This is a genomic window from Bacillus sp. RC252, assembly GCF_044909215.1.
In the GTDB taxonomy this organism is placed as follows: Bacteria; Bacillota; Bacilli; order Bacillales; family Bacillaceae_G; genus Bacillus_A; species Bacillus_A mycoides.
This window is the reverse complement of record NZ_JBIYDV010000014.1, coordinates 75730-96017: the sequence shown is the minus strand read 5'-3', so window position 1 is coordinate 96017 and position 20288 is coordinate 75730. Positions and strand designations below refer to the sequence as shown.

Genomic DNA, 20288 nt, shown 5'->3' with positions numbered 1-20288 from the left:
GAATCCAATGAAAGTCAAGCGTAAATAAAAGAAATAACAATAAAAATATAAAATAATAAAACATATATAATTAGCAATAAATCTATAAAGCAAAACATAAAATGAAATTTATCATTTGTATAGAAAAATTTATTTCGCATAAAAAAATTCCGTGCTAATCAAAATTATTTTTAGCTCGTTAAACGATAATCAATCGATTAAGATTTGCTGTGATTAATTTATAGCAAAATAAACGATAAAAACTGTAGAAATTCATTTAGATAAGATTTTATGTGAATCTCATTAAAAATACCCGTTCCGTCTCATTAAGTATAGTTTACTTGGTTTTTGATACAGGTAAACACTTACTCTATACAACTTCGTATAATATATATTATGTTAACTAGTAAAAAGTAATAAACCTATTATATATTAGTTGTGGTTGTTAGGCTCCCCTTTTTAATTTGGTTCATAATGTGTTGTAGATTGTGTGGTTATTTGTTTTTTAAGTTATTTATGTTGTGTTATTGATAAGAATGTTTCCGTGTATAATTTATATTTTAGTTAATAAAAAACGCAATTCGTTTAAAGTGAACGAATTGCGTTGATATGATTAAGAATAAGTTTTTAAAATTAGTTTGCTACAGCAATTGCTTCGATTTCAATTAATAAGTTATCTTTAATTAACTTTCTAACTTCTACAGCTGAACTTGCTGGTGGATTCTTAGTATCAATGTATTGATCTCGAACACCTCTAACAATGGCCATTTGAGAAATATCTGTTAAGAAAAATGTTAATTTTACTACATCATTAAAATTTAATTCTGAAGCTTCTAATGCTACTTTAATATTTTCAAATACTTGGCGCGTTTGTGTACCTAAATCTCCATGCCCAACTATATGACCATCAACATTAATCGCTACTTGTCCTGATATGTAAATTGTCCGTGTAGCGTTACTAACCTCAACAATATGTGAGTATCCAAAAGTTGCTGGCATAGTTTCCGGGTTGATAAATTTCTTTTGCAAGGTGCATCTCCCCTATTTATATCGTATTTTCTTCATGTTTGATTTTAGATGAATATCTATTTTACAAATGATTTTTCACATATCCTTCTGCTACATATGTGGAGTTATAATACGCTGCTTATATTTATAAAATTAGGTATTTAATAGATTATATATGTTTGATTTTCTTGAGTGCTGATACTAATTATGCCTTGTTTTATTAATTCTTCAGTTATTTTTGTATAGAAAAAGTGATACCACCAAATAAAAAATTCTTCGTAAGTTATTTCTTTTGCGTATCTGCTGTTTGCAAAGTATTCTTTTAAAGGTTTCTCATTTTCTTTACATAATAAGATCAAATCTTTACTGATTGTGTTCGCGATTTCGTTAAGTATAGATAAATCTTTAGCTTTAAACACTGGGATAATTCATTGCGAATTTTTATATAAGCCTAATTTTTCGTATAATACATTTGAATTTAAGTCTACTTGTCTATCTATTGCTACAAAATTTTTAACTAATTGTTTTTTGTATAATTAATATCAGTAATAGCATCGTGAAAATATTCTTCAAACGTTTCTTTATTCGCAGTTATTAAATTCAAAGTTGTATATCGAGTGTTTCCATAAAGACCAATTTGATATTCCCCTAAATCCAAATACGTATTACCATACATTCCAAAGGACTCTTTGTCTGTTTGTTCTTGTTCTATAATCGCATAATAATATCTTTTATTGTTTCTCAAAGGCCGTTCTGTTTCTAAATAGTTTTCCTCAATGTTAATTATTTGTCCAAAATCTAATAACACACCACTATATAGTAAAAGACTATACGATTCTTTAGGTAAATGATTAAATGTCTCGATTCTTTTAGACATAGCATCAATTTGATTAGAATGCTTTTCAATTATGTTAAGTGCAGTTTTAATTAGAGGCTCACATAGGTTATACAGTTTTTCTCCTTCATTAGCTGTTATAACCATACATGTTGGATAGTAACTCCCTTCTGTCTCATTCAATAAACCTCCTAGTTCTAATGCGTGCATTTGTTTTTCGAATTCCTCGTTAGTCCAATTTAGCTTCGTTTTTATAGTATTTGATTCTATGCCCAGATGGAGCATTATAAGTAAATATTGAAGGTTTGTTCCGCTTATTTTTAAAGTTGGATAATTGTCAACTTATGAAATCATTTTTGTCTCATAAGTTGTTTTAAGTATTTTCTCCGGAGTATAATTAGCAAGCATTTTAAAATACCTTCTTTTTTAGTAATTTAATTGTAAAACCTATGTATTTACTATGTTCTATAAATAAAAATTAGTATCCTTTAATGATTTCAAATAAAAAACCTTAGTATAGCTATGTTGATACCTATACTAAGGTTATCTAGAATTCTATATTTAATTATTGCTATTTAATAGTTTACATTTAGACTTCTTTTTTCTTTCTTCTAGCATTTATAGACTCTCCTTCCTGTGGATAATTAGTTACCTATCTGCTTCTATAACATATAAAGAAACATACGGTCTTTGTTGTTTATAAGAAAGAATGTACTTAAACAAAACAATTCACAAATACATAATATTAGTTTTAGCTGCTGCTAAATGAATTCTATTTTTTATATATAAATAATAAATTTGAAGAATTTATGAAATGTACTGCATTTAAGATGAAAGGTAAAATGATTTCGTTTAAACTACAATTAGCTACAATAACAACATACGTATATTGTTAAACGTAAAAAGGAGAACTAATGAAAAAGAAATATATGAATCAAATTCCGACTGATGTAAGTTTTAATCCGAAAGATATTATCGGTTTAATGACTGATTACTTTAAAATGAAAACAAAGCTACGTCCTGTAAAGAATTTACCTATTGTTTTATCCAATAAAAATAATGAATCTTTAGAGAGTGTGACATGGTTTGGGCACTCTGCTTCTCTTTTGAAAATAGAAGGTAAAAAATTGTTATTAGACCCTATGTTTGGAGATGCCTCTTCCCCATTTCCTGTGTTTAATAGTAAGCGGTATAGTGGTGCTTTTTCTTTAGAACATGATGAACTTCAAGAAATTGATGCGATTATCATTTCTCATAATCACTATGATCATTTAAATTACAAAAGTATTATGCGGTTAAAAGATTATGCGAAGCATTTTTATGTCCCGATTGGAGTTGCGCGTTATCTTATTAAATGGGGTGTTTCACCTAATAAAATTAGTGAACATAATTGGTGGGATGAAATTACGTTTGATAATATTAAGTTAGTTTGCGCTCCTGCAAGGCATTTCTCTGGACGAAGTATGACAGATAAAGATCGTTCTTTATGGTGTTCATGGCTTATTCTTGGTCAAGAAACGAAAGTTTTCTTTAGCGGTGATAGCGGTTATGCGCCTCACTTTAAGGAAATTGGTGAGAAATATGGTCCATTCGATCTTACTTTAATGGAATGCGGGCAGTACGATACGAGATGGTCTGCTATTCATATGTTGCCAGAAGAAACAGTACAAGCTCATATTGACGTTAAAGGAGAATTGCTTGTTCCTATTCATTGGGGTGCTTTTACGTTAGCATTACATGAATGGAGTGATCCTATTGAACGTGTTACGAAAGAAGCAAATCGTTTAGGGGTTAATATTGCAACGCCACAAATCGGTGAAGCTATTGCGTTACAATCTAAAGATTATCCTACGGCTGCTTGGTGGCGAGAAGTGTAAGTATAATAAAAAGCGAACCAATTTAATATTGATGGTTCGCTTTTTATTCATTTATGACTCATCTATTAAAATTTTTTGTTTTATCTACTGGAATTTCATTTTTCATCTTTTCTGTTGTCCAATATCCTGTGGGGTCTTCTATATCGTTTGAATCTTGAATAGCAGATGGGATATTGGGGGCTTTTTTCACTTGAGTAAGAGTATCTTTTTCGCTAGAGGTTGCCAATGCTAAGTAAATAATCAAGGGTATTATAATAGTAACACTAGTTATATATATCCAAAATAAGTGATTTCCTTTTTTCATGAGCTCCTCCTTCTATTACATACTAATCTCCCCTAATTACTACTTTACTATGCTGGTCTGCTTAGCTAATTCTTTATTCTTATACTCTACTAATTTATGATTTGATAAAACGCAAGAGTGCTCTAATATTAATTCATTATAAAGTACTTCAGTTAAAAATTTAGGTATCATCTCTCCTACGCCGTAATTATAGTCACTTAGAATCCAAGATACCTCTTTCCAATCTAGAATTCCTTCTGAGACTTTTTTTGGAGTGTGATATGTAAATTCATTAAGTAGCTCTACTAAATAGACATACATGCCACCAGAATATGAGGAATCCTCCCATTTAATAATGCCTTTAAATTGAATTTGATTTTGTTCAACATCTATATTTGTTTCTTCTTTTATTTCACGAATTGCATTTTCTAACGGTGTTTCTCCTTTTTATATCTTCCCTCCTACACCGTTCCATAATCCTTTTACAGGATCATATTCTCTATTTAGCATAAGTATTTCTTCATTTCTTTTTATAAAACATAAAGTGTGCTTGTATATAATTTAATTCCTTCCTTTGTTCTCAATAAGTTCTAACAGGTGATATTAAATATACTGCTGCAGATTGTTCACCTGCTTCAATTAATATCGGTCTCATGGAACCGCCAAAACTTAAAGTAACTCTATCTTCTTTTATTGCTTTTAAAGTATCGACCATATATCGTCCATCGAAAGATATATTTAATTGCTTTTCGCCGTGAATAGCATCTATTTGTTGTGTCTCGGATATTTTACCAATCTGAGAAGCGTTAGAAGAGATTTGTATTGTGCATTCGTCGATGATTTCTAAGTTAACGTTGTTGTTTGCCCATTCACTAGCCAATAAACTTGACCGATCTACACCTTGTAAAATCTTTTTTCTATCTATATTAATAACCGTTTGGGATTCATTTGGAATTAGGCCGGATATATTAGGATATTTTCCTTCAATAAGCCTTGAATACAACGTAATTGTACTGAATTTAAAAATAATGTGACTCTCTGAAAGATATATGTATACTAAATTTGAATTACTGTTCATTAATTTTAGTAGTTCACTAATAGTCGAATTTGGTACAATGCAATTTAATTTCGCATGTGAAGAAATGGGTATTTCACGTAAAGCCAGTCTGTGCGAATCAGTAGCAGCACAAATTAATTTGTTATGATCAATAACGAAATGTACGCCAGTAAGAACTGGTCTAGATTCATTTTTAGCAGTTGCAAAGACAGTTTGTTTGAATACCTCAATCAGCTGTTCCGTTTCTACTTGTATTTCTGTATGTGCGTCTAAAAATGGTACATTAGGAAATTCATTTGCCGAGAGTCCATTTAAGTTTAAAGTAATTTCATCTGATTGAATTGTAATCAACTGTTCATTTATACTTTTTATTAAAATCTCACTTGGCATTTTCTTAATAATTTCAATGAAATACTTTGCTGGTACAACAATACTCCCTGCTTTTAAAATAGTTGTAATTTGTTCGTCTTCAATTGAAATAGGTATAAATTTTTCAATGAAAATATTCGAATTACTTGCGATTAAAGTAATTCCAGATTGATCTGCTGTTATTTTTATTCCGGATAATATAGGAATTAAAGTTTTTGTTGAGATAGCTTTACTTACTTCTGAAAGAGCTTGTGTAAATTGTTTGTGATTAACGATAAACTCCATTTTTCCCCCGCCTTAAATGAAATACTATCTTTATGAAGATTGATGAATAATAGTTCCATTAAAAATATAAGGAACTGTTTCTTTCTTTTGTAAAAGGCTTTTTAAGTGTTCTGGTATACGTAAATAAGGTTCTGCTGAATCTAATTCCATCCAGGTAATCTCCTCAATCTCTTTTGGCCGTGATATACAGATTTCCCCTCCGATTATTTCTCCTAAAAAATTAAGGAAGATTGCATGATGTCCTCTCTCCTCAAAAAAGGCTTCACTAATGGAACAAACCCCTTTTACGGATATATCTAGCCCTGTTTCTTCTTTCACTTCACGAATTGCTGCCTCTTCTAACGTTTCCCCGAATTTAACTGCTCCACCTGGTAAAGTGTAATAAGAACCATTTTCCCCTTTGTTTTTAACCATTAATAGCTTTTCATGAGTTTCATCATATAGAAGTGCGTATGTAACATTTACTTTTTTCATATGTAACCCCCTTGAATGGTGAAAATTTTCTGTCTTTATTTTATTCTATCATTAAATTTCTTGGATTCATAAAAAGTAATTTGAGTAAATAACTAATACGAAACGAATTAGATTTTTTGAATGGCATCCATTGTTTATACATTATGCTGTAATGAAAAAGAGCCCTAGCATAAGGACTCTTTCTTAGCATTAAGCTATTTTTCGATTTAACTGTTTTATTTCCTTCTTCTTTTCTGCATTTGGAGGGCGAATTAATATAGAGATAACGAATGATATAATACTTAAAACACCGATTGTAATGAAGGTTGGTTGAAACCCTCCAAGTAGTGCTCCAATGAATGATCCTGCAAGTGCACCAAATCCGAAACCTTGGTAAACAATCCCGTAGTTTGTACTATGGTTTTTTAATCCGAAGAAATCCCCGACAATGGCTGGGAATATAGTGATATTACCACCAAAGCAAAAGGCGACACTTGCTACACAAGCAAAATAAATCCCGTAATTTAGTGGAATAAAACTTAAAGTGAAGACGGATAATCCAATAATAATAAATGTAGCCGAGACGATTTTTAATCGACCTATTTTATCTGATAACGTTCCAAGAATAATTCTACCTATTGTATTAAAGATTGCAATCATTGCGACGGCATTAGCGGCCGTCGCTGTACTAAGACCAACGAGCTGCACCCCAATGTCTTTTACCATACCGATTAAATATAAACCACCCATACAGGAAGTGAATAGCATAAAAAACAAGAAATATACTTGTTTAGTGCGCATCATTTCACGCGGAGTATAGTCATTGTGTAATGTTTCAGCCGTAGTGTTACTTACAATTGCTTCACGTAAGAAGAACGATCCGATTAATACTAAAAGTAAGACGATAATACCCCAATATAAAAATGCTTGTGATACACCAAGACTATCGATAAGATTTCCGTTTACATATCTAAAAATTAAGCTTCCCATTCCATATGCTGAAACAGATATACCAGAAATAAGCCCTTTACGGTTTGGAAACCATTTAATTAAATTAGATAGTGATGTAATATATGCTGTTCCATCAGCGTATCCAACGACAACACCGGCTAATAAATAAAGTAATGGTAATGAGGAAACTTGTGAACTAAGTATTAAACCGAGTCCTAAAACAATTCCTGCAGTAGCGATAAGTTTACGAAGTCCAAATTTTTGTTGTAGCTTTCCTGCAAATAGAGTTGAGAATGATAAAGAAAAACTCGTAATTGAGAACGTGATCGCGACTGAATTGAGATTCCATCCAAACTTACTTACAAGGGGTTGATTAAATAAACTCCATGTGTAAATTGTTCCTAGGCCAATTTGAACAATGATTGTACCTAGAACAATTAGCAATGGATTTATAGATGTTTGTTTCATGCTAACTGTCCCCTTCTTTTATCATGACATGAATTTTCACAGTTAGTATATCCATGATAAATTGCAAGATACTGTACGGAAAATGGAAATTGAGTTAGCTTACACAAAAAGACACTTCATCAAGAAGTGCCTTTTTGTAGGTTATATACAGCATTTAAAGAAAGCTTTGTTAAGATAAGACATTTTCGAATGCTTATGTATATATGTTATCAAATAATTTGCTGAAAGTGATGAGACTTAAGACGTATTTTTCTTTCATAAATAAGTCGGAGAGAAAATTAATATTCAATTTCCTCAAAGTCTTGCGGCTGCGGTACAGTTTGCATATTAGCTGCATCTTTCGGATCGCTATAAATCGCGTTTTGTTCTGTGTTTACATCCTTTATATTTTGCTTTTTATTTTTATTCACTTCATTTTTCATTAAAGTTCACTCCTTTTTATTATAGGAGTAGTTATACCCTAACCATATTATTTTTACTGCTACTAAATGTATCAGCGACTAAATTGCTAAATTCACGTAAATAATATAAATAATTATCCCCACCATAGTTGTATCTTTTATTGTACATTTTAGCAACGACGACATTATATTCTGGAATGACTAATATCGTTGGTCCTGTAATTCCTAATATTTGATAGGAACCTTTAGGAACTCGCTCACCAAGTTCGCTAAATAAAGCAGGTTCATTTTGAACGAACCAAAACAACCCGTTTTGAGGTAGTTCTTTATTTGTATACTCTGGACTTTGTAAGCTCGTAGCAAGTGCTATAACTTCTTTTGGCACAATTTGTTTACCATTTAAAAACCCTTTATTTAAATGCAGGTTCCCCCAGTAGGCAAATTCTCTCGCGGAGACAAAAAGATTTTTCTCGGAGCCGTCATCTACTGCACCAACACTACTTATTGCATCTTCATTTGGATTTACAATAACCTTAACTAAATTTTCATCATGTTCTATTCTCCATCCAGTTTCATTGAAGTTGGCAGGTAGGAATACACGCTCCTTTAGTAATTCAGGAAAACTCTTATTATACAGCTGATAAATAAGCTGCGTCACCATTCTTACATTAATATCTCTGTACGCCCAAGCTTGTCCCGGTTCAAATTCACGAAAAACTGTCCCCTCATCGGTTTCATTTAAACCGTGTGAATGAGTTACTAAATGTCTTATCGTTGTCTTACCGAGTAATGAAGGATCATGTTTTTCAAAATAATTTACTGCCTCGTCATCAAGTGATTTTATTTCCCCCTCATAAACTGCATAAGCTACCATTAATCCTAAATAGCTTTTTCTTGCGGAAGCGACATTGAACTGTGAAGATATGGTTACTTTTTTACTAGTAGGAGTATTTGAATGCGTTCCACTATAATGCTCTAGTACAATCTTATTATCTTTCATAATACAAAGTGCTGCCGCAGAACTTTGATTGGTCTCTTTAATGCTTTCTACCCATGAAATTAATTTTTCATATTTGTACAAATAAATATCCCCCTAAAACATATAAAAATAACAGCATGAAAGAAAAGTTTCAATACATTATAACTTTGCATCTGCACTTTTCTTTCATGTGAAATATTATAGATCTATAATACTTAAATAAACCACCAGTTCCAGCAATTAGAACAGCTGAAACAACCAACACAACCTACGCAACCGCCACAACGTCCGCCGCCACAACCACCACAGCGACCACCACAACCGCCACCGCCACAACGTCCGCCGCCACCGCATCCGCCACAACGACGTGCATCGTCTTGAATGTAGTAATATGGATATTGATTTTGTTGCTGATCCCAATACACAACATTACCAGGTTGATAAGCATTAAGGTTTAACGCTTGTAGTTCTTGTTGAAACTCATTCATTATGAAACCCTCCATTTACAAATGTAAATTCCGTCCAAATTTTCGAGTTTATTTACTTTTAAAAATAAAGTAGAAATAAGGCTATAGACTAAATGCGTACATCAACAAAATATGACTTTACACTAGGTGATGTACCTTGTTTATGAGCCTATTTTCTTTATATTCTTTTAGTGGACGGAATTAATATAAATAGAGACAATTAAAAGTTACTAATCCAGCAAGTTAATAGTTCATCACTTAATTTTCTTTCTAGTAATTCTTTTACTGAAGGTGTCGGCATTATTGTATAGGAATTTATATTTTCTTTATTAAAATCAATCCAGTGAAATGCTAAATGGGACTCTTTAGATATTGGAGTGAAATCGGATTTTAACTCATTTGAATCTATTTCAAAAATGTGGTTAATTTCATGGTGGAGGGTTTCTTTGGCTTGCCATTGATTTTCTATGACGCCTAAAAATTGTTTTATACTGCAAGTTACTCCAAGTTCTTCTCGTAACTCTCTTATTAGTGCATTCTCTGCTGATTCCCCAATTTCCACATGACCACCGGGTAAAAAATAGTGATGGCCTATGTATTCAGCAACTAGTAGTTTTTCATCTTGTATCATGATAGCTCGTACAATATGATGGAATTTACTTTTCATTTTGTATTCCTCCTAATCATTCACTTTATACTTGCTCGAAAATTTTCATTTAAAAGCGGGATAATATAAATCATAGGTGTTTCATATGGGTGAATTTCATTGATAATTGCAAGAGTACCTTTTACAAGTTCTCGTTTATACGTTAATTAAAACTAATAATTTTGATAAATGATTCTAAAAAAGAGTATGTTTATGAAGAAAATTATCAAAACATACTCTTAATATTTTTAGTTGATTCATTCTTTTACAATAAGGTTTGATTAGCCCTATTCTTTGCGGCCTCAAAATCGAAGCCGTAGCTAATATGCAATCACTACTATTCCCTAAGCAAATCTATTCTCTACTTCAAATTTACCTGCCTGTACAAATTTTAGACTCTTAACGAACCACGAAAGCCTCTTGCGGCATAGTAGGATTCTGCTCCATTGTGATACACAAAGACATGTCCAAAGCGATAATCGCAAAAAAGGGCACCGCCAAGTTCTCTAATATCAGAAGGTGTTTGCACCCAACTCGACGTCTTCATATCGAAATTTTCAAGATTATTTAATGTACGATATTCTTCTTCCGTTAATAGTTCAATACCCATGGCAGTTGCCATATCAATAGCGTTATTTTCTGGTTTATGTTTCTTTCTTGATTCTAGCGCTTCAAGATCGTAACAAACACTTCTACGACCTTTAGGACTTTCTGCTGAACAATCATAAAAAATATATTCGCCTTTTTCTTTACCAAAATCAACAACATCAGGTTCGCCACCAGTTCGTTCCATTTCGTTGAGCGACCACAACTTTTCAGTATTAGCATCCAGCCTTTCTTGAACATTAGCCCATTCTAAACCTTTATGACGGTTCATATTATTCTCAAAACGATCTTTCAATGTTTGTAGTAATTCTTCACGTTGCTCTAGTGACAACTCTTTTTTATTGCTTTCTTTCATATTAGTTCCTCCATTGATGTTTTTATTAATGATAGTTTAAGTATATATAAATACTGTTTTATAATAAAATGTTTAAATAATTGCGTGAATTGAGTTTGCGATAATTTATATGAATTAGTACAACCAATTCTCCGCAATATGACCCTTTAACGGAACAACTTATTGTTTCAAAACAGTACATCTTTATTTCAACAACAATAAGCGATATACTTCCTCACCGTCATATACATTTCCTAATGGTTTAAAATCATAACATTCATATAGTTTCTTTGCAGAAATATTATCTTTATGGACAGTTAATCTAATTTCCTCACACTCTTTAAAGTTATTTTTTATTAAGTTAATGATTTCCTGTAATGCTGCTTTTCCATATCCTTTTCCTTGCTCTTTTTCATCAATGATAAATCCGTTAATCCAATACATATCTGTTGACTCTCGTACAAAAGCATGCATAATAAAACCAACTATAAGGTCACCATCATATATAGCGAATGGAATATATTCGACATTTTCACCATCTGGTTTTATGTATACTTTAGCAAGTGATACTGCCACTGCGGGAACAAATTGCATTTGATTTTCTTTAACTCGTAACTTTAATGCGTCTTCCCAATTTTCTCTCGTAACAATTTTTAATTGGACGTTCACTATTTTAAGCTCCTTTAAAAAGAGAATTTATCTTTTATATTCAACGGAGTGAAATGATTCCCTTTTTCGACATCAACTTATAACATGATTTTCATAAAATCCTGAATAAATTTTTCCTCATCTAATTGTAACGCTATACGCGCCCCTTCAGATTTAGAGTGTGGGCGAAAATCAGCAAAAGTTTGTCCCTTCGTTTCGCCACATATATCCACAGTCACTTTTCGGGATGTATAATTTAAAAATGTAGGATTCACTAAACCGCTTATAGCAAGTACATCGTGTAATAATGGCCCTTCAATAGATGGATTGAGTTTTTGGTATGCTGATAAATAATAATCGTACATGGGTTTCATAATCGACTTAAATGGATTTTGTGTATTAACTAAAATGTAAGTAAATACACTTGGGGTTAAAACCGTTTTATTTGTTACATTTAAAGGGAATAACGTTATATTTTTCGCTTGCTGAAATACAATTTGACTTGCTATAGGATCTCCGTACACGTTTGCCTCTGCTAATGGAGTAACATTCCCTGCTTCTAAAAAGACACCACCCATAAAATAAATTCCTTTTATATTTAACATCAATTCGTTCCATAAATTAAAAGCAATCGCTAACGAGGTAGATCTTCCTACATCGACAATTGTTAAATCTTCTCCATACTTTACAAGAATCGCAGCAATACTACCAAAATTGTATATAGGAATAGATAACACACTTTCCGGTACATGGATGGGCCCTAATCCTTCTGGTCCATGGATTTCAGGGTAATACGTTGTAATTTCATTTGTAAGTGGGCCTGTTGCACCGCTAATTACAGGAATATCTTGTCTGTTTGCTAACTGTAAAATATATGCGGCATTATGAGCGGCATGTATATGTTCAACATTTCCATATCCAGTTACGATACCAACAATTTCAATTTCAGGATGCAGTAAGCCATACATAATTGCAAACGAATCATCAATACCTGGGTCTCCAAAAAATAAAACCTTCTCCAAGAAATGCACTCCTTTCATAGGTAAGATAATTATGTATATGTGGAAAAAAATTAAATCTATACAGTTCTAAGCAAATATTAATGGTGAGTAATGTATTGATAAAAAAGAACTAGCATTATGCTAGTTCTTTTGCAGATAAATAATCTACCAGTTTAATTAAATCTCGTACAAATATTGGACTAACTGATTTTAATATAGATTTTTTTCACTATATTTATAGAATTGAAAACCTGTTATTAATCCGAAATTTTGCATTCAAATTGCAAATACTCGCAGGGATGTCTTACCATACTTTTTCGCTCTCGATTTGCTTATAATTATCTTTTTTAAATATTAAATGAGCAATCACAACTCCAAGTATAGTAATTATCCCTCCAATTATCGAAACAAAGGTTGGCACCTCGCCTAACCATATCCACGCAATAAAACATGCAGTAACTGGTGTTAAATATAGAGAACTCGTTGCTTCAGAAGCCCCGGCATGAGATGTAATATACGCTAATGCAATATATGGAAGGACTGTTGGAAACACACCTAAATATATAACGCTCAAAGTAATTTCTATAGGAGCTGCTACAATTTCTTGATAAATCCCTGGTAAAAAAATAAGCATACATACAGTACCAGACCAAATTGTATATATTGTAAATGGTAAGAAACCGTACTTTTTTAAATAAGACTTTTGAAAAACGAAAAATAGACTTTCTGAAAATGCCGCTAATAATATTAGTAATACCCCACTATTCAATTGAATGGAATCTCCTTGACTTAATGATAAAAAAGCAATTCCTACTAAACTAATTACACCACCAATCCAACCATTTAATTTCATTTTTTCATTCATAAAAACAGAAGCAAGAATTGCCGTTAATATAGGTGTTACTGAAACAATTAAACTAGCAGGTCCAGCATTTACACTCTGTTCACCGTAGTTTAGTGCAATATGATAAATAGTAAATCCTAGAGCGCCAAATATAAAAATTACTGGAATATCTTTTAAATCAGGTAACCGTAATTTGTATATAAGTGAAAACAGAAGAAGAATCAAAGAAGCAATTAGTAATCGTAGCAAAGTAAGGTGTTCAGGGGTGTAAGCTTCAAGCCCCATCCGAATTCCTGGAAAAGCTGTTCCCCATATAAGAATCGTAAAAGCGTGAGCACATACAATACGAAAATCCCATTTTTTATTATGCATATTTTCTCTCCCTCTCCAATAAACCAGCCATTTTCTAATTACCAATTATTTCTTTTCATCATATTTAATAGTTGATACAATGTCTTCAACCAGTTAATCCTCGAAAAAACCAACCACTTTGCATTTTTAAAATGAATGAGGGAGTTTTTAATATGTCTACTGATAAAAAACTGCCTAAATATCGGCAGATAATAGACTATATGAAAGAAAAAATTGAATACGGAGAATGGCCGATTGGAAGTAAGGTTCCTAGCCAGCGGCAGTTAGCGAAATTATTTCATGTAAATCGTAGTACTGTAATAACCGCACTAGAAGAACTTATGGCAGATGGCTTAATTCAAGGGCAAATCGGGTCAGGAACAATTGTAACGAATAATACATGGTCATTATTAGCCACCAATCCCCCGCCCGATTGGAGTGAATATGTAAAGGCTGGTATTCATAAACCAAGCAAGTTAATGGTACGAGAAATAAATAAAGCAGAAGCAAATAAAAAATTGATTCATCTTAGTAAAGGAGAACTTGCACCTCATCTTTTCCCGTTAGAAACTATGCAATTCATTATGCGTAACGTATGTGAGGAACTAGATTATTTCGGATATGAAGAACAAAAAGGATATTTCCCTTTACGTGAAGCAATAAGTAATTATGTAAAATCATTTGGAATAAATACATCACCAAGCTCTATATTAATAGTCTCTGGTGCATTACAGGCATTACAATTAATATCAATCGGTCTTTTACATAGAGAGTCAACTGTTTTACTTGAACGACCTTCTTACTTATATTCTCTTCATGTATTTCAATCGGCTAATATTCACCTTTCTGGAATACAGATGGATCAACATGGAATTATCCCTAATGACTTGTTAAGAAGAATTAATTATAGTCAAAAGAAAAATATTTTATATTCGATTCCTTGTTTTCAAAATCCGACGGGTGTATTAATGTCCAAGGATCGAAGAAAAGAAATACTAAAAATATGCGAAAAAGAACAATTGCCTATCATTGAAGATGATATTTACCGTGAATTATGGATTGATGAAATACCGCCACTACCTTTAAAGTCGATGGATAAACATGGACATATTTTATATATCGGCAGTCTATCTAAAACACTTAGCCCAGGACTTAGAATTGGCTGGATTATCGGGCCAGAGCCTGTTATTGAGAGATTGTCAGACATAAAAATGCAAACTGACTATGGATCAAGTTCTTTATCACAAAGAGTTGCTGCAGAATGGTTGAGTAAAGGATTTTATGAAGAACACGTTGCGAACGTAAGGATCCACCTGAAAGAGCGGAGACGAATGATGTTACAAGCTTTAGACAAGTATTGTGCAGATATTGCTACATGGGATATTCCAAGTGGTGGATTTTTTATATGGCTAACGGTTGTACCTAACATTCCAATGAAAAAACTGTTTTCAGAAGCACTATCAAAGGGAGTTCTTTTAAACCCAGGACGTATTTATGAAGAAGAATCGGATCAGTGCATACGCTTATCGTATGGATATGCTTCCTCTGAACAAATTACTCAAGGTATTTATATATTAAGTAATTTAATTCGTAAGTTAATGGCATAATAAAAATCCTCTTTTATATAAAGAGGATTTTTATGTGTACCCTATTTACCAAAATCTCATTTCCTGTCCTAATAAAATAAGTTCTTCATAAGGATCTCCGTCAATTTTTAATACTTGTGCAAAAGCCGGTTCTGTTTTTATGCCTTGTTCTTTTAATTGGATGATTTTTTTCTAATATGGGGATGCTGCATTAATAGCATGTGCTCCACTATCATATGTTTATATGCATTTTGGTTACGCACTGGCTGCGGTTGACCAAATAATTCAAATTCAAAACCTTCAAATTGAAAAGTTGCCTTTATTGTTAAGATATTTCTAATGTTTTTCTTTTTCATTTCAAAACCTTCATATGAACCATACAAAGATCTAATTTCCTGTTCAAAAACATCATAATTATGTACTTCCATTACAATATCTAAGTCAGAGTGAAGGGTATCAATTCTAATAGAGATTGTCCCACAAAGTACAGGACTATATAAAGCTAAATCCGCCATTATGTTTAGCTTATTCATAACGTCGTAAACTTTTTGTTGTTTATCGTTCCCGGATTGTAAGTATGTGATAGATGTAAATATAGAAGTCTCTCCTTCATTTAACGTAATACTCATCTCACTAAATTTGAGAAAAAATTTAATCATTTCATTTTGTTCTAGGAGTACCTTTATTTCAATATATTAAGGCGAACTAACTATATTTTTCAACTTTTCTCCTATACTGCAATACTATAAAAATAAAAAAGGAGGAACTTTTATGAGCATTTTCAATATTCTTTTGACCATACACATATTATTTGGAACCATATGTTTAATTACTGGTATTGTAGCGATGGTTGCTCAAAAAAAGAAAGGAAAACATACGGAATGGGGCGAAATATATCATGCATCTTATGTTGGCATAACCCTGACGGCAATTATATTGGCCATTATAAAGTGGGATGAAATCGCATATTTATTTTATGTAGCAATTATCTCCTATTCATTTGCGATTTACGGATATCTCGCAAGAAAAAAACGATGGAGAAATTGGTTGCAACACCATATTAGAGGTATGTTAGGCTCCTATATCGGTGCCGTAACCGCACTTTTAGTAAACGTCGGAATTCATATTCCAATTATTAATTTACTGCCGCCTATATGGTTTTGGTTTTTACCTACCTTAATTGGCATTCCTCTCGTAGCCAGTGTATCAAAAAAATATAAAAAACAGAGGGAAAATTAGTTGCATTTTGATTACTTTCTGAGTAATCTTATGAAAAATTATGCTCAATACAGAGAATAGTATGATTATTTAGATTTCATGTTTCCTATGATATAATGGGTTATATTGTTTTTTACCATCTAAATTAAATATAGGAGGATTTTAATGATACTATCACAAGATAAAAACATTAAACTAGTGATACATGCAATTACTTTATTATCTTTCTTGGCCTTTTTCCTCTTTGGTAATACACTTTTCTTTATACCGCTCATACTTTATTTCGTTTTCAAATCACAAAGTATAAAAGAGATGAATCTAGAATCAGCCCTTTTCCAATTTGGAGTATGGCTCGCTGTATTTCTTTGGAACTTCGTAGTAATCCGTACGATCATGCTTTCCTTATTACACATTGACTTGAGTACAAATTCCTTATTTGTTATTTTTGGAACAATTCCACTATATATAATACTTTTAGCCGCCGTAATTTTAGGACCACTTAAAGGGATTTTATATGAATTACAAAATAAAGAATTTCATTATCCTATTGTTTCACGATGGGTGCATAGAACTAAATAAAAAGAATCCAATATTTTTATTGGATTCTTTTTGTTTTCTCTTTTGCATAGTTATTTAAACTTCGGCTCAATGTATTCAATTATGTTGCCATCAGGAAAACAGCCGTACATCATTTCCTATCTGGTAATTCTTTTTATTTATGATTTTTCAAATCCAATATTGAATGTAAACGATCCGGATAATTAGTAAACATGCCGTCTACACCCCATACTAGTAACTTTTTCATATCTTTTTCATTATCTACTGTAAATGGATGAACTTCTAATCCATAATTCTTTATTTTTTTTACGTAGGTTGCATCAATATATTTGTAATTCATACCAAGACCTATACAGTATGTTTTATACTTTTCTATTTCTGATTCTGTTAATTGAACTGCTTTTTTATGTGATAATAATTGTACTAGCGGTATATTGGCATTTAAATTATGAATCTTTCGCAGACTTTCTTCACTAAATGATTGAATAATAACTTTATCATTTATTTGGTAATGATTAATAATTTCTAATAGTTTTTCTTCCATTCCAGGATATTTATCTGGCGATTTTGTTTCGATATAATAGTTAGCATTATGTCCAAACGTTTCAATAATTTCTTCTATTGTTGGAACTGTAGCATCTTCAAATTCTTTCTTTGCTAAATTAGAATGCTTTTTATTGAAAAAAGATCCTGCATTTAGTTTCTTTATTTCTTCTAATGTATGCTCTTTTACTAAGCCCGCACCGTTTGTTGTACGGTTTAATGTTTCATCATGCATAGCTATTAAATGTCCATCTTTTGTCATTTGGAGATCTATTTCTATATAGTCACCTTTTAATTGTTGTCCTAATGTATAAGCAACTATTGTATGTTCTGGTGCATATGCAGAAGCACCTCTATGCGCAATGTTTTTTATATGATTTGATTGATTAGTAGCTTTTATATAATTATGTTCATTTACTTGTTGAAAAACAAAGATGCTTATTACTATGAAGAAACAAATGATTTTAATTATAGCTGTTTTTTTCATAACGGTATGTTAACTCCTATATTTAAAACAATTTGACTTGGATGATTTACTCAAATAAATGCCGATTTTCAAAAACAGTCATTTGTCCTACAACTTGAAAGCCGGATTTTTTATAAATATTTATTCCATCAGGTGAAGCTTGTAATACGCAATACGTATTTTTTAGTTGTTCAGCTTCTTGCAGCAAGAAATTAAACATAGTAGAGCCGAATCCTTGTCCTCTCATTTCTTCTTTAGTCGCTATATCATAAATACCGACACTATCTTTCGTACATACTAAAGAGCCAACAGATACTACCTCACCTTTATAAAGACCTAAGTATAGTTTCATGTTATCGCTATTCCATAAACTTAAAGAAGAAATTTGATTATAGTATGCTTGTACATTTTTACCTTCCTCTGATGTACCAAATAGATTAGCTAACGTTTCTCCAAACTTTTTGATTTGTCCTGAAGAAGATGCTTTTTGTATCGTAAAACCTACTGGCATGTTTATTCTTGGATGAATTGTTTTTAATTCTGCTACCATCGCGATATTCTTTTCAGCTTCTTTTAAACCAAGTTTGATTAATTCGCTTTTTATAGTCTGTTCTTGCTTATCATCCCAAAACCAAACACTCATTGGAAATTTCTTTTGATTATAGTATTCTACCTCCTTATATAATTTCTCGATTCCTTCCGTTACATTACTATTTAGTAGTGTGATAATATTAAATGTATCTGCAGGTAATCCGCAGTCGACAGTAATGTAATCCTTCGTTTCTTTTACATCCATTCCATTTACCTGCCGCGCAATATATGAGGTTTTATATGTAAAATTGTCTATTAGTAACTGTTTATAATTCATTCATTTTGCTCCTTTCATAAAAATTCGTATTCGAATCCTTCAGTATTAAATATATCATATAAGAAATGTACCTATTTCTATAAAAATATCTCTATAAATCACTCTTTGCGCCCTAAAAGAATTAAAAATGATATAACGTTGTCGGAATGAAAAAAGTGGTATATAATAAATATTAACATTACTAGTAATTATTTTAGGTATTCCTAGAATAAAGGAGCGATACATATGAAAATTACTATTTATTTCGGAAGTCATGAAGATCAAGATGTTCGTACTATGGACTGTCATTTAGATGTAGAAGATACAGAAGAGATTGTATCTGTATCTTAATATAAATAATGGGATGAAACCTCTTCCCTGCAACGTTTAAGGCACCTTTTATAGGTGTCTTTTTTATTGTTTTTTCGTCAAAAACCCTTTACTTTAGTGCGTTTTAATAGTAAAATATAAATATACGAACAAACGTTCTTTTAATTTATTTGTACATGAAGGGATGATTTCAACAATGACTCAAGCAAAGCGCAGAGGAAGAAAAAAGCAAACACCTATTATTTCAAATACAGGCTTTATCGGCTCTGTCTTTATTGATACATTGGAGTTACAAAAGAAATCCTATTATTTCGCTCGTAAAAAACTTCAAATTGTTCATCACGTACTAGATGGTCTATCTGGGGCAACGAGTGCATTATTTAAAGAACATAATATATCCGCACACATGTCATGTGTGTATTTACATAAACAAAAGAAAATCGGCTTTGTTCTTTCAACAAAACCGTTTGAACAAAGTGATGGCGTTGCTTACTTTATAAATTATTTAATCGAAAAGAATTTTTACGGTAACGAAGAAGTAGAATATCAAGAAGTATTTAATACAGGTTTTATTGGTGTAGTATTCGCGGATTTATCTAGTATAGATCGCTTTAATTTTGAGTTTGAAATGGGTATGTTAACGAAGTTAATGAAAGATATGATCATTCCTGTTAAAGAGCTCTTTTTACGCCACAATGTACCGGCTTATATCTCCACTTCTCATTTAGAGGAGCAAAATAAATTAGGTTTCGTTCTATCTGTAAAGCCATATGATGAACGTGCAGAAGCAGATTTATACTTTGAAACATATTTAAAAGAGCGCGGGTTATTTATTGGTGAAGAAGAAGATGATATTGATAAGATTGTCATTAGAAAGACAGCTGAATTACGATAGAAA

The 20288-nt window shown here is 31.8% G+C and carries 20 protein-coding genes and 3 pseudogenes; 5 read left to right on the top strand and 18 right to left on the bottom strand.

Annotation, left to right across the window (positions count from 1 at the left end; all coding sequences use genetic code 11):
* Positions 1–612 precede the first annotated feature (612 nt).
* On the bottom strand, positions 613–1008 hold the full coding sequence (locus ABH960_RS19840) for a RidA family protein (RefSeq protein ID WP_404447760.1): 396 nt from the start codon (positions 1006–1008) through the stop codon (positions 613–615).
* 140 nt (positions 1009–1148) lie between these two features.
* A pseudogene (locus ABH960_RS19835) lies at positions 1149–2107 on the bottom strand (hypothetical protein).
* 629 nt (positions 2108–2736) lie between these two features.
* Here ABH960_RS19835 and ABH960_RS19830 point away from each other — a divergent pair.
* Positions 2737–3699: an MBL fold metallo-hydrolase gene (locus tag ABH960_RS19830; protein WP_404447757.1), complete on the top strand. Its 963-nt coding sequence runs from the start codon at positions 2737–2739 to the stop codon at positions 3697–3699.
* Between the two features lie 58 nt (positions 3700–3757).
* Here ABH960_RS19830 and ABH960_RS19825 read toward each other — a convergent pair whose 3' ends face one another.
* The 13 genes and pseudogenes from ABH960_RS19825 to ABH960_RS19765 form a co-directional block, all read right to left on the bottom strand.
* Positions 3758–4003 carry a hypothetical protein gene (locus tag ABH960_RS19825; protein ID WP_404447754.1) on the bottom strand — a complete coding sequence of 82 codons (246 nt, stop codon included), beginning with the start codon at positions 4001–4003 and terminating at the stop codon, positions 3758–3760.
* Between the two features lie 39 nt (positions 4004–4042).
* Positions 4043–4540 (bottom strand): annotated as a pseudogene (locus tag ABH960_RS19820) (NUDIX hydrolase).
* Between the two features lie 22 nt (positions 4541–4562).
* Positions 4563–5693, bottom strand: coding sequence for a DNA polymerase III subunit beta (gene dnaN / locus ABH960_RS19815; protein WP_404447751.1), 1131 nt, complete (start codon positions 5691–5693; stop codon positions 4563–4565).
* 30 nt (positions 5694–5723) lie between these two features.
* Positions 5724–6167, bottom strand: coding sequence for an NUDIX hydrolase (locus ABH960_RS19810; RefSeq protein ID WP_404447748.1), 444 nt, complete (start codon positions 6165–6167; stop codon positions 5724–5726).
* A gap of 189 nt (positions 6168–6356) precedes the next feature.
* Positions 6357–7565, bottom strand: a complete 1209-nt coding sequence (locus tag ABH960_RS19805) for an L-lactate MFS transporter (protein ID WP_113936390.1) — start codon at positions 7563–7565, stop codon at positions 6357–6359.
* 278 nt (positions 7566–7843) lie between these two features.
* Entirely contained in the window at positions 7844–7987 is a 144-nt protein-coding gene (locus tag ABH960_RS19800) for a hypothetical protein (protein WP_404447745.1), read from the bottom strand.
* Between the two features lie 31 nt (positions 7988–8018).
* The gene (locus tag ABH960_RS19795; protein ID WP_002013222.1) at positions 8019–9047 is read right to left on the bottom strand and encodes a serine hydrolase domain-containing protein; all 1029 of its coding nucleotides are present in this window, start codon (positions 9045–9047) and stop codon (positions 8019–8021) included.
* A gap of 113 nt (positions 9048–9160) precedes the next feature.
* A complete protein-coding gene (locus ABH960_RS19790; protein ID WP_002013220.1) occupies positions 9161–9433 on the bottom strand; it encodes a heterocycloanthracin/sonorensin family bacteriocin in 273 nt (90 codons plus the stop codon).
* Positions 9434–9632: 199 nt separating this feature from the next.
* Positions 9633–10079: an NUDIX domain-containing protein gene (locus ABH960_RS19785; protein WP_002013219.1), complete on the bottom strand. Its 447-nt coding sequence runs from the start codon at positions 10077–10079 to the stop codon at positions 9633–9635.
* Positions 10080–10449: 370 nt separating this feature from the next.
* Complete coding sequence (locus ABH960_RS19780; RefSeq protein ID WP_404447740.1) at positions 10450–11019, bottom strand: DUF4256 domain-containing protein; 570 nt, start codon at positions 11017–11019, stop codon at positions 10450–10452.
* 183 nt (positions 11020–11202) lie between these two features.
* The gene (locus tag ABH960_RS19775) at positions 11203–11667 is read right to left on the bottom strand and encodes a GNAT family N-acetyltransferase (protein ID WP_113936388.1); all 465 of its coding nucleotides are present in this window, start codon (positions 11665–11667) and stop codon (positions 11203–11205) included.
* A 77-nt stretch (positions 11668–11744) separates the two neighbouring features.
* Entirely contained in the window at positions 11745–12668 is a 924-nt protein-coding gene (locus tag ABH960_RS19770) for a nucleoside hydrolase (RefSeq protein ID WP_002127616.1), read from the bottom strand.
* Positions 12669–12951: 283 nt separating this feature from the next.
* A complete protein-coding gene (locus ABH960_RS19765; protein ID WP_113936386.1) occupies positions 12952–13863 on the bottom strand; it encodes a DMT family transporter in 912 nt (303 codons plus the stop codon).
* 152 nt (positions 13864–14015) lie between these two features.
* On the opposite strand from ABH960_RS19765, the gene pdxR reads away from it, so the two are divergent.
* Positions 14016–15449 carry a MocR-like pyridoxine biosynthesis transcription factor PdxR gene (pdxR, locus tag ABH960_RS19760; RefSeq protein ID WP_002165703.1) on the top strand — a complete coding sequence of 478 codons (1434 nt, stop codon included), beginning with the start codon at positions 14016–14018 and terminating at the stop codon, positions 15447–15449.
* Between the two features lie 45 nt (positions 15450–15494).
* On the opposite strand, the pseudogene ABH960_RS19755 reads toward pdxR, so the two are convergent.
* Positions 15495–16024, bottom strand: a pseudogene (locus tag ABH960_RS19755) (DUF4269 domain-containing protein).
* A 175-nt stretch (positions 16025–16199) separates the two neighbouring features.
* Here ABH960_RS19755 and ABH960_RS19750 point away from each other — a divergent pair.
* Together ABH960_RS19750 and ABH960_RS19745 are read left to right on the top strand one after the other, a co-directional pair.
* The gene (locus tag ABH960_RS19750; RefSeq protein ID WP_404447735.1) at positions 16200–16667 is read left to right on the top strand and encodes a DUF2306 domain-containing protein; all 468 of its coding nucleotides are present in this window, start codon (positions 16200–16202) and stop codon (positions 16665–16667) included.
* A 144-nt stretch (positions 16668–16811) separates the two neighbouring features.
* Positions 16812–17225, top strand: a complete 414-nt coding sequence (locus ABH960_RS19745) for a magnetosome magnetite crystal formation protein family (protein WP_002141962.1) — start codon at positions 16812–16814, stop codon at positions 17223–17225.
* A 133-nt stretch (positions 17226–17358) separates the two neighbouring features.
* Here the strand turns inward: ABH960_RS19745 and ABH960_RS19740 are convergent, their stop codons facing one another.
* Both ABH960_RS19740 and ABH960_RS19735 read right to left on the bottom strand, forming a co-directional pair.
* Positions 17359–18234 carry a glycerophosphodiester phosphodiesterase gene (locus ABH960_RS19740; protein WP_404447732.1) on the bottom strand — a complete coding sequence of 292 codons (876 nt, stop codon included), beginning with the start codon at positions 18232–18234 and terminating at the stop codon, positions 17359–17361.
* A gap of 46 nt (positions 18235–18280) precedes the next feature.
* On the bottom strand, positions 18281–19081 hold the full coding sequence (locus tag ABH960_RS19735) for a GNAT family N-acetyltransferase (RefSeq protein ID WP_002127623.1): 801 nt from the start codon (positions 19079–19081) through the stop codon (positions 18281–18283).
* A 505-nt stretch (positions 19082–19586) separates the two neighbouring features.
* On the opposite strand from ABH960_RS19735, the gene ABH960_RS19730 reads away from it, so the two are divergent.
* On the top strand, positions 19587–20285 hold the full coding sequence (locus ABH960_RS19730; protein WP_002168283.1) for a hypothetical protein: 699 nt from the start codon (positions 19587–19589) through the stop codon (positions 20283–20285).
* The last annotated feature ends 3 nt before the right edge of the window (positions 20286–20288 follow it).

Excerpts from the sequence above, each read along its gene's own strand:
- ABH960_RS19830 (WP_404447757.1), top strand. The coding sequence starts at position 2,737 with ATGAAAAAGAAATATATGAATCAAATTCCGACTGATGTAAGTTTTAAT.
- ABH960_RS19825 (WP_404447754.1), bottom strand. The coding sequence starts at position 4,003 with ATGAAAAAAGGAAATCACTTATTTTGGATATATATAACTAGTGTTACT.
- dnaN (WP_404447751.1), bottom strand. The coding sequence starts at position 5,693 with ATGGAGTTTATCGTTAATCACAAACAATTTACACAAGCTCTTTCAGAA.
- ABH960_RS19810 (WP_404447748.1), bottom strand. The coding sequence starts at position 6,167 with ATGAAAAAAGTAAATGTTACATACGCACTTCTATATGATGAAACTCAT.
- ABH960_RS19805 (WP_113936390.1), bottom strand. The coding sequence starts at position 7,565 with ATGAAACAAACATCTATAAATCCATTGCTAATTGTTCTAGGTACAATC.
- ABH960_RS19800 (WP_404447745.1), bottom strand. The coding sequence starts at position 7,987 with ATGAAAAATGAAGTGAATAAAAATAAAAAGCAAAATATAAAGGATGTA.
- ABH960_RS19790 (WP_002013220.1), bottom strand. The coding sequence starts at position 9,433 with ATGAATGAGTTTCAACAAGAACTACAAGCGTTAAACCTTAATGCTTAT.
- ABH960_RS19785 (WP_002013219.1), bottom strand. The coding sequence starts at position 10,079 with ATGAAAAGTAAATTCCATCATATTGTACGAGCTATCATGATACAAGAT.
- ABH960_RS19780 (WP_404447740.1), bottom strand. The coding sequence starts at position 11,019 with ATGAAAGAAAGCAATAAAAAAGAGTTGTCACTAGAGCAACGTGAAGAA.
- ABH960_RS19765 (WP_113936386.1), bottom strand. The coding sequence starts at position 13,863 with ATGCATAATAAAAAATGGGATTTTCGTATTGTATGTGCTCACGCTTTT.
- pdxR (WP_002165703.1), top strand. The coding sequence starts at position 14,016 with ATGTCTACTGATAAAAAACTGCCTAAATATCGGCAGATAATAGACTAT.
- ABH960_RS19750 (WP_404447735.1), top strand. The coding sequence starts at position 16,200 with ATGAGCATTTTCAATATTCTTTTGACCATACACATATTATTTGGAACC.
- ABH960_RS19745 (WP_002141962.1), top strand. The coding sequence starts at position 16,812 with ATGATACTATCACAAGATAAAAACATTAAACTAGTGATACATGCAATT.
- ABH960_RS19740 (WP_404447732.1), bottom strand. The coding sequence starts at position 18,234 with ATGAAAAAAACAGCTATAATTAAAATCATTTGTTTCTTCATAGTAATA.
- ABH960_RS19735 (WP_002127623.1), bottom strand. The coding sequence starts at position 19,081 with ATGAATTATAAACAGTTACTAATAGACAATTTTACATATAAAACCTCA.
- ABH960_RS19730 (WP_002168283.1), top strand. The coding sequence starts at position 19,587 with ATGACTCAAGCAAAGCGCAGAGGAAGAAAAAAGCAAACACCTATTATT.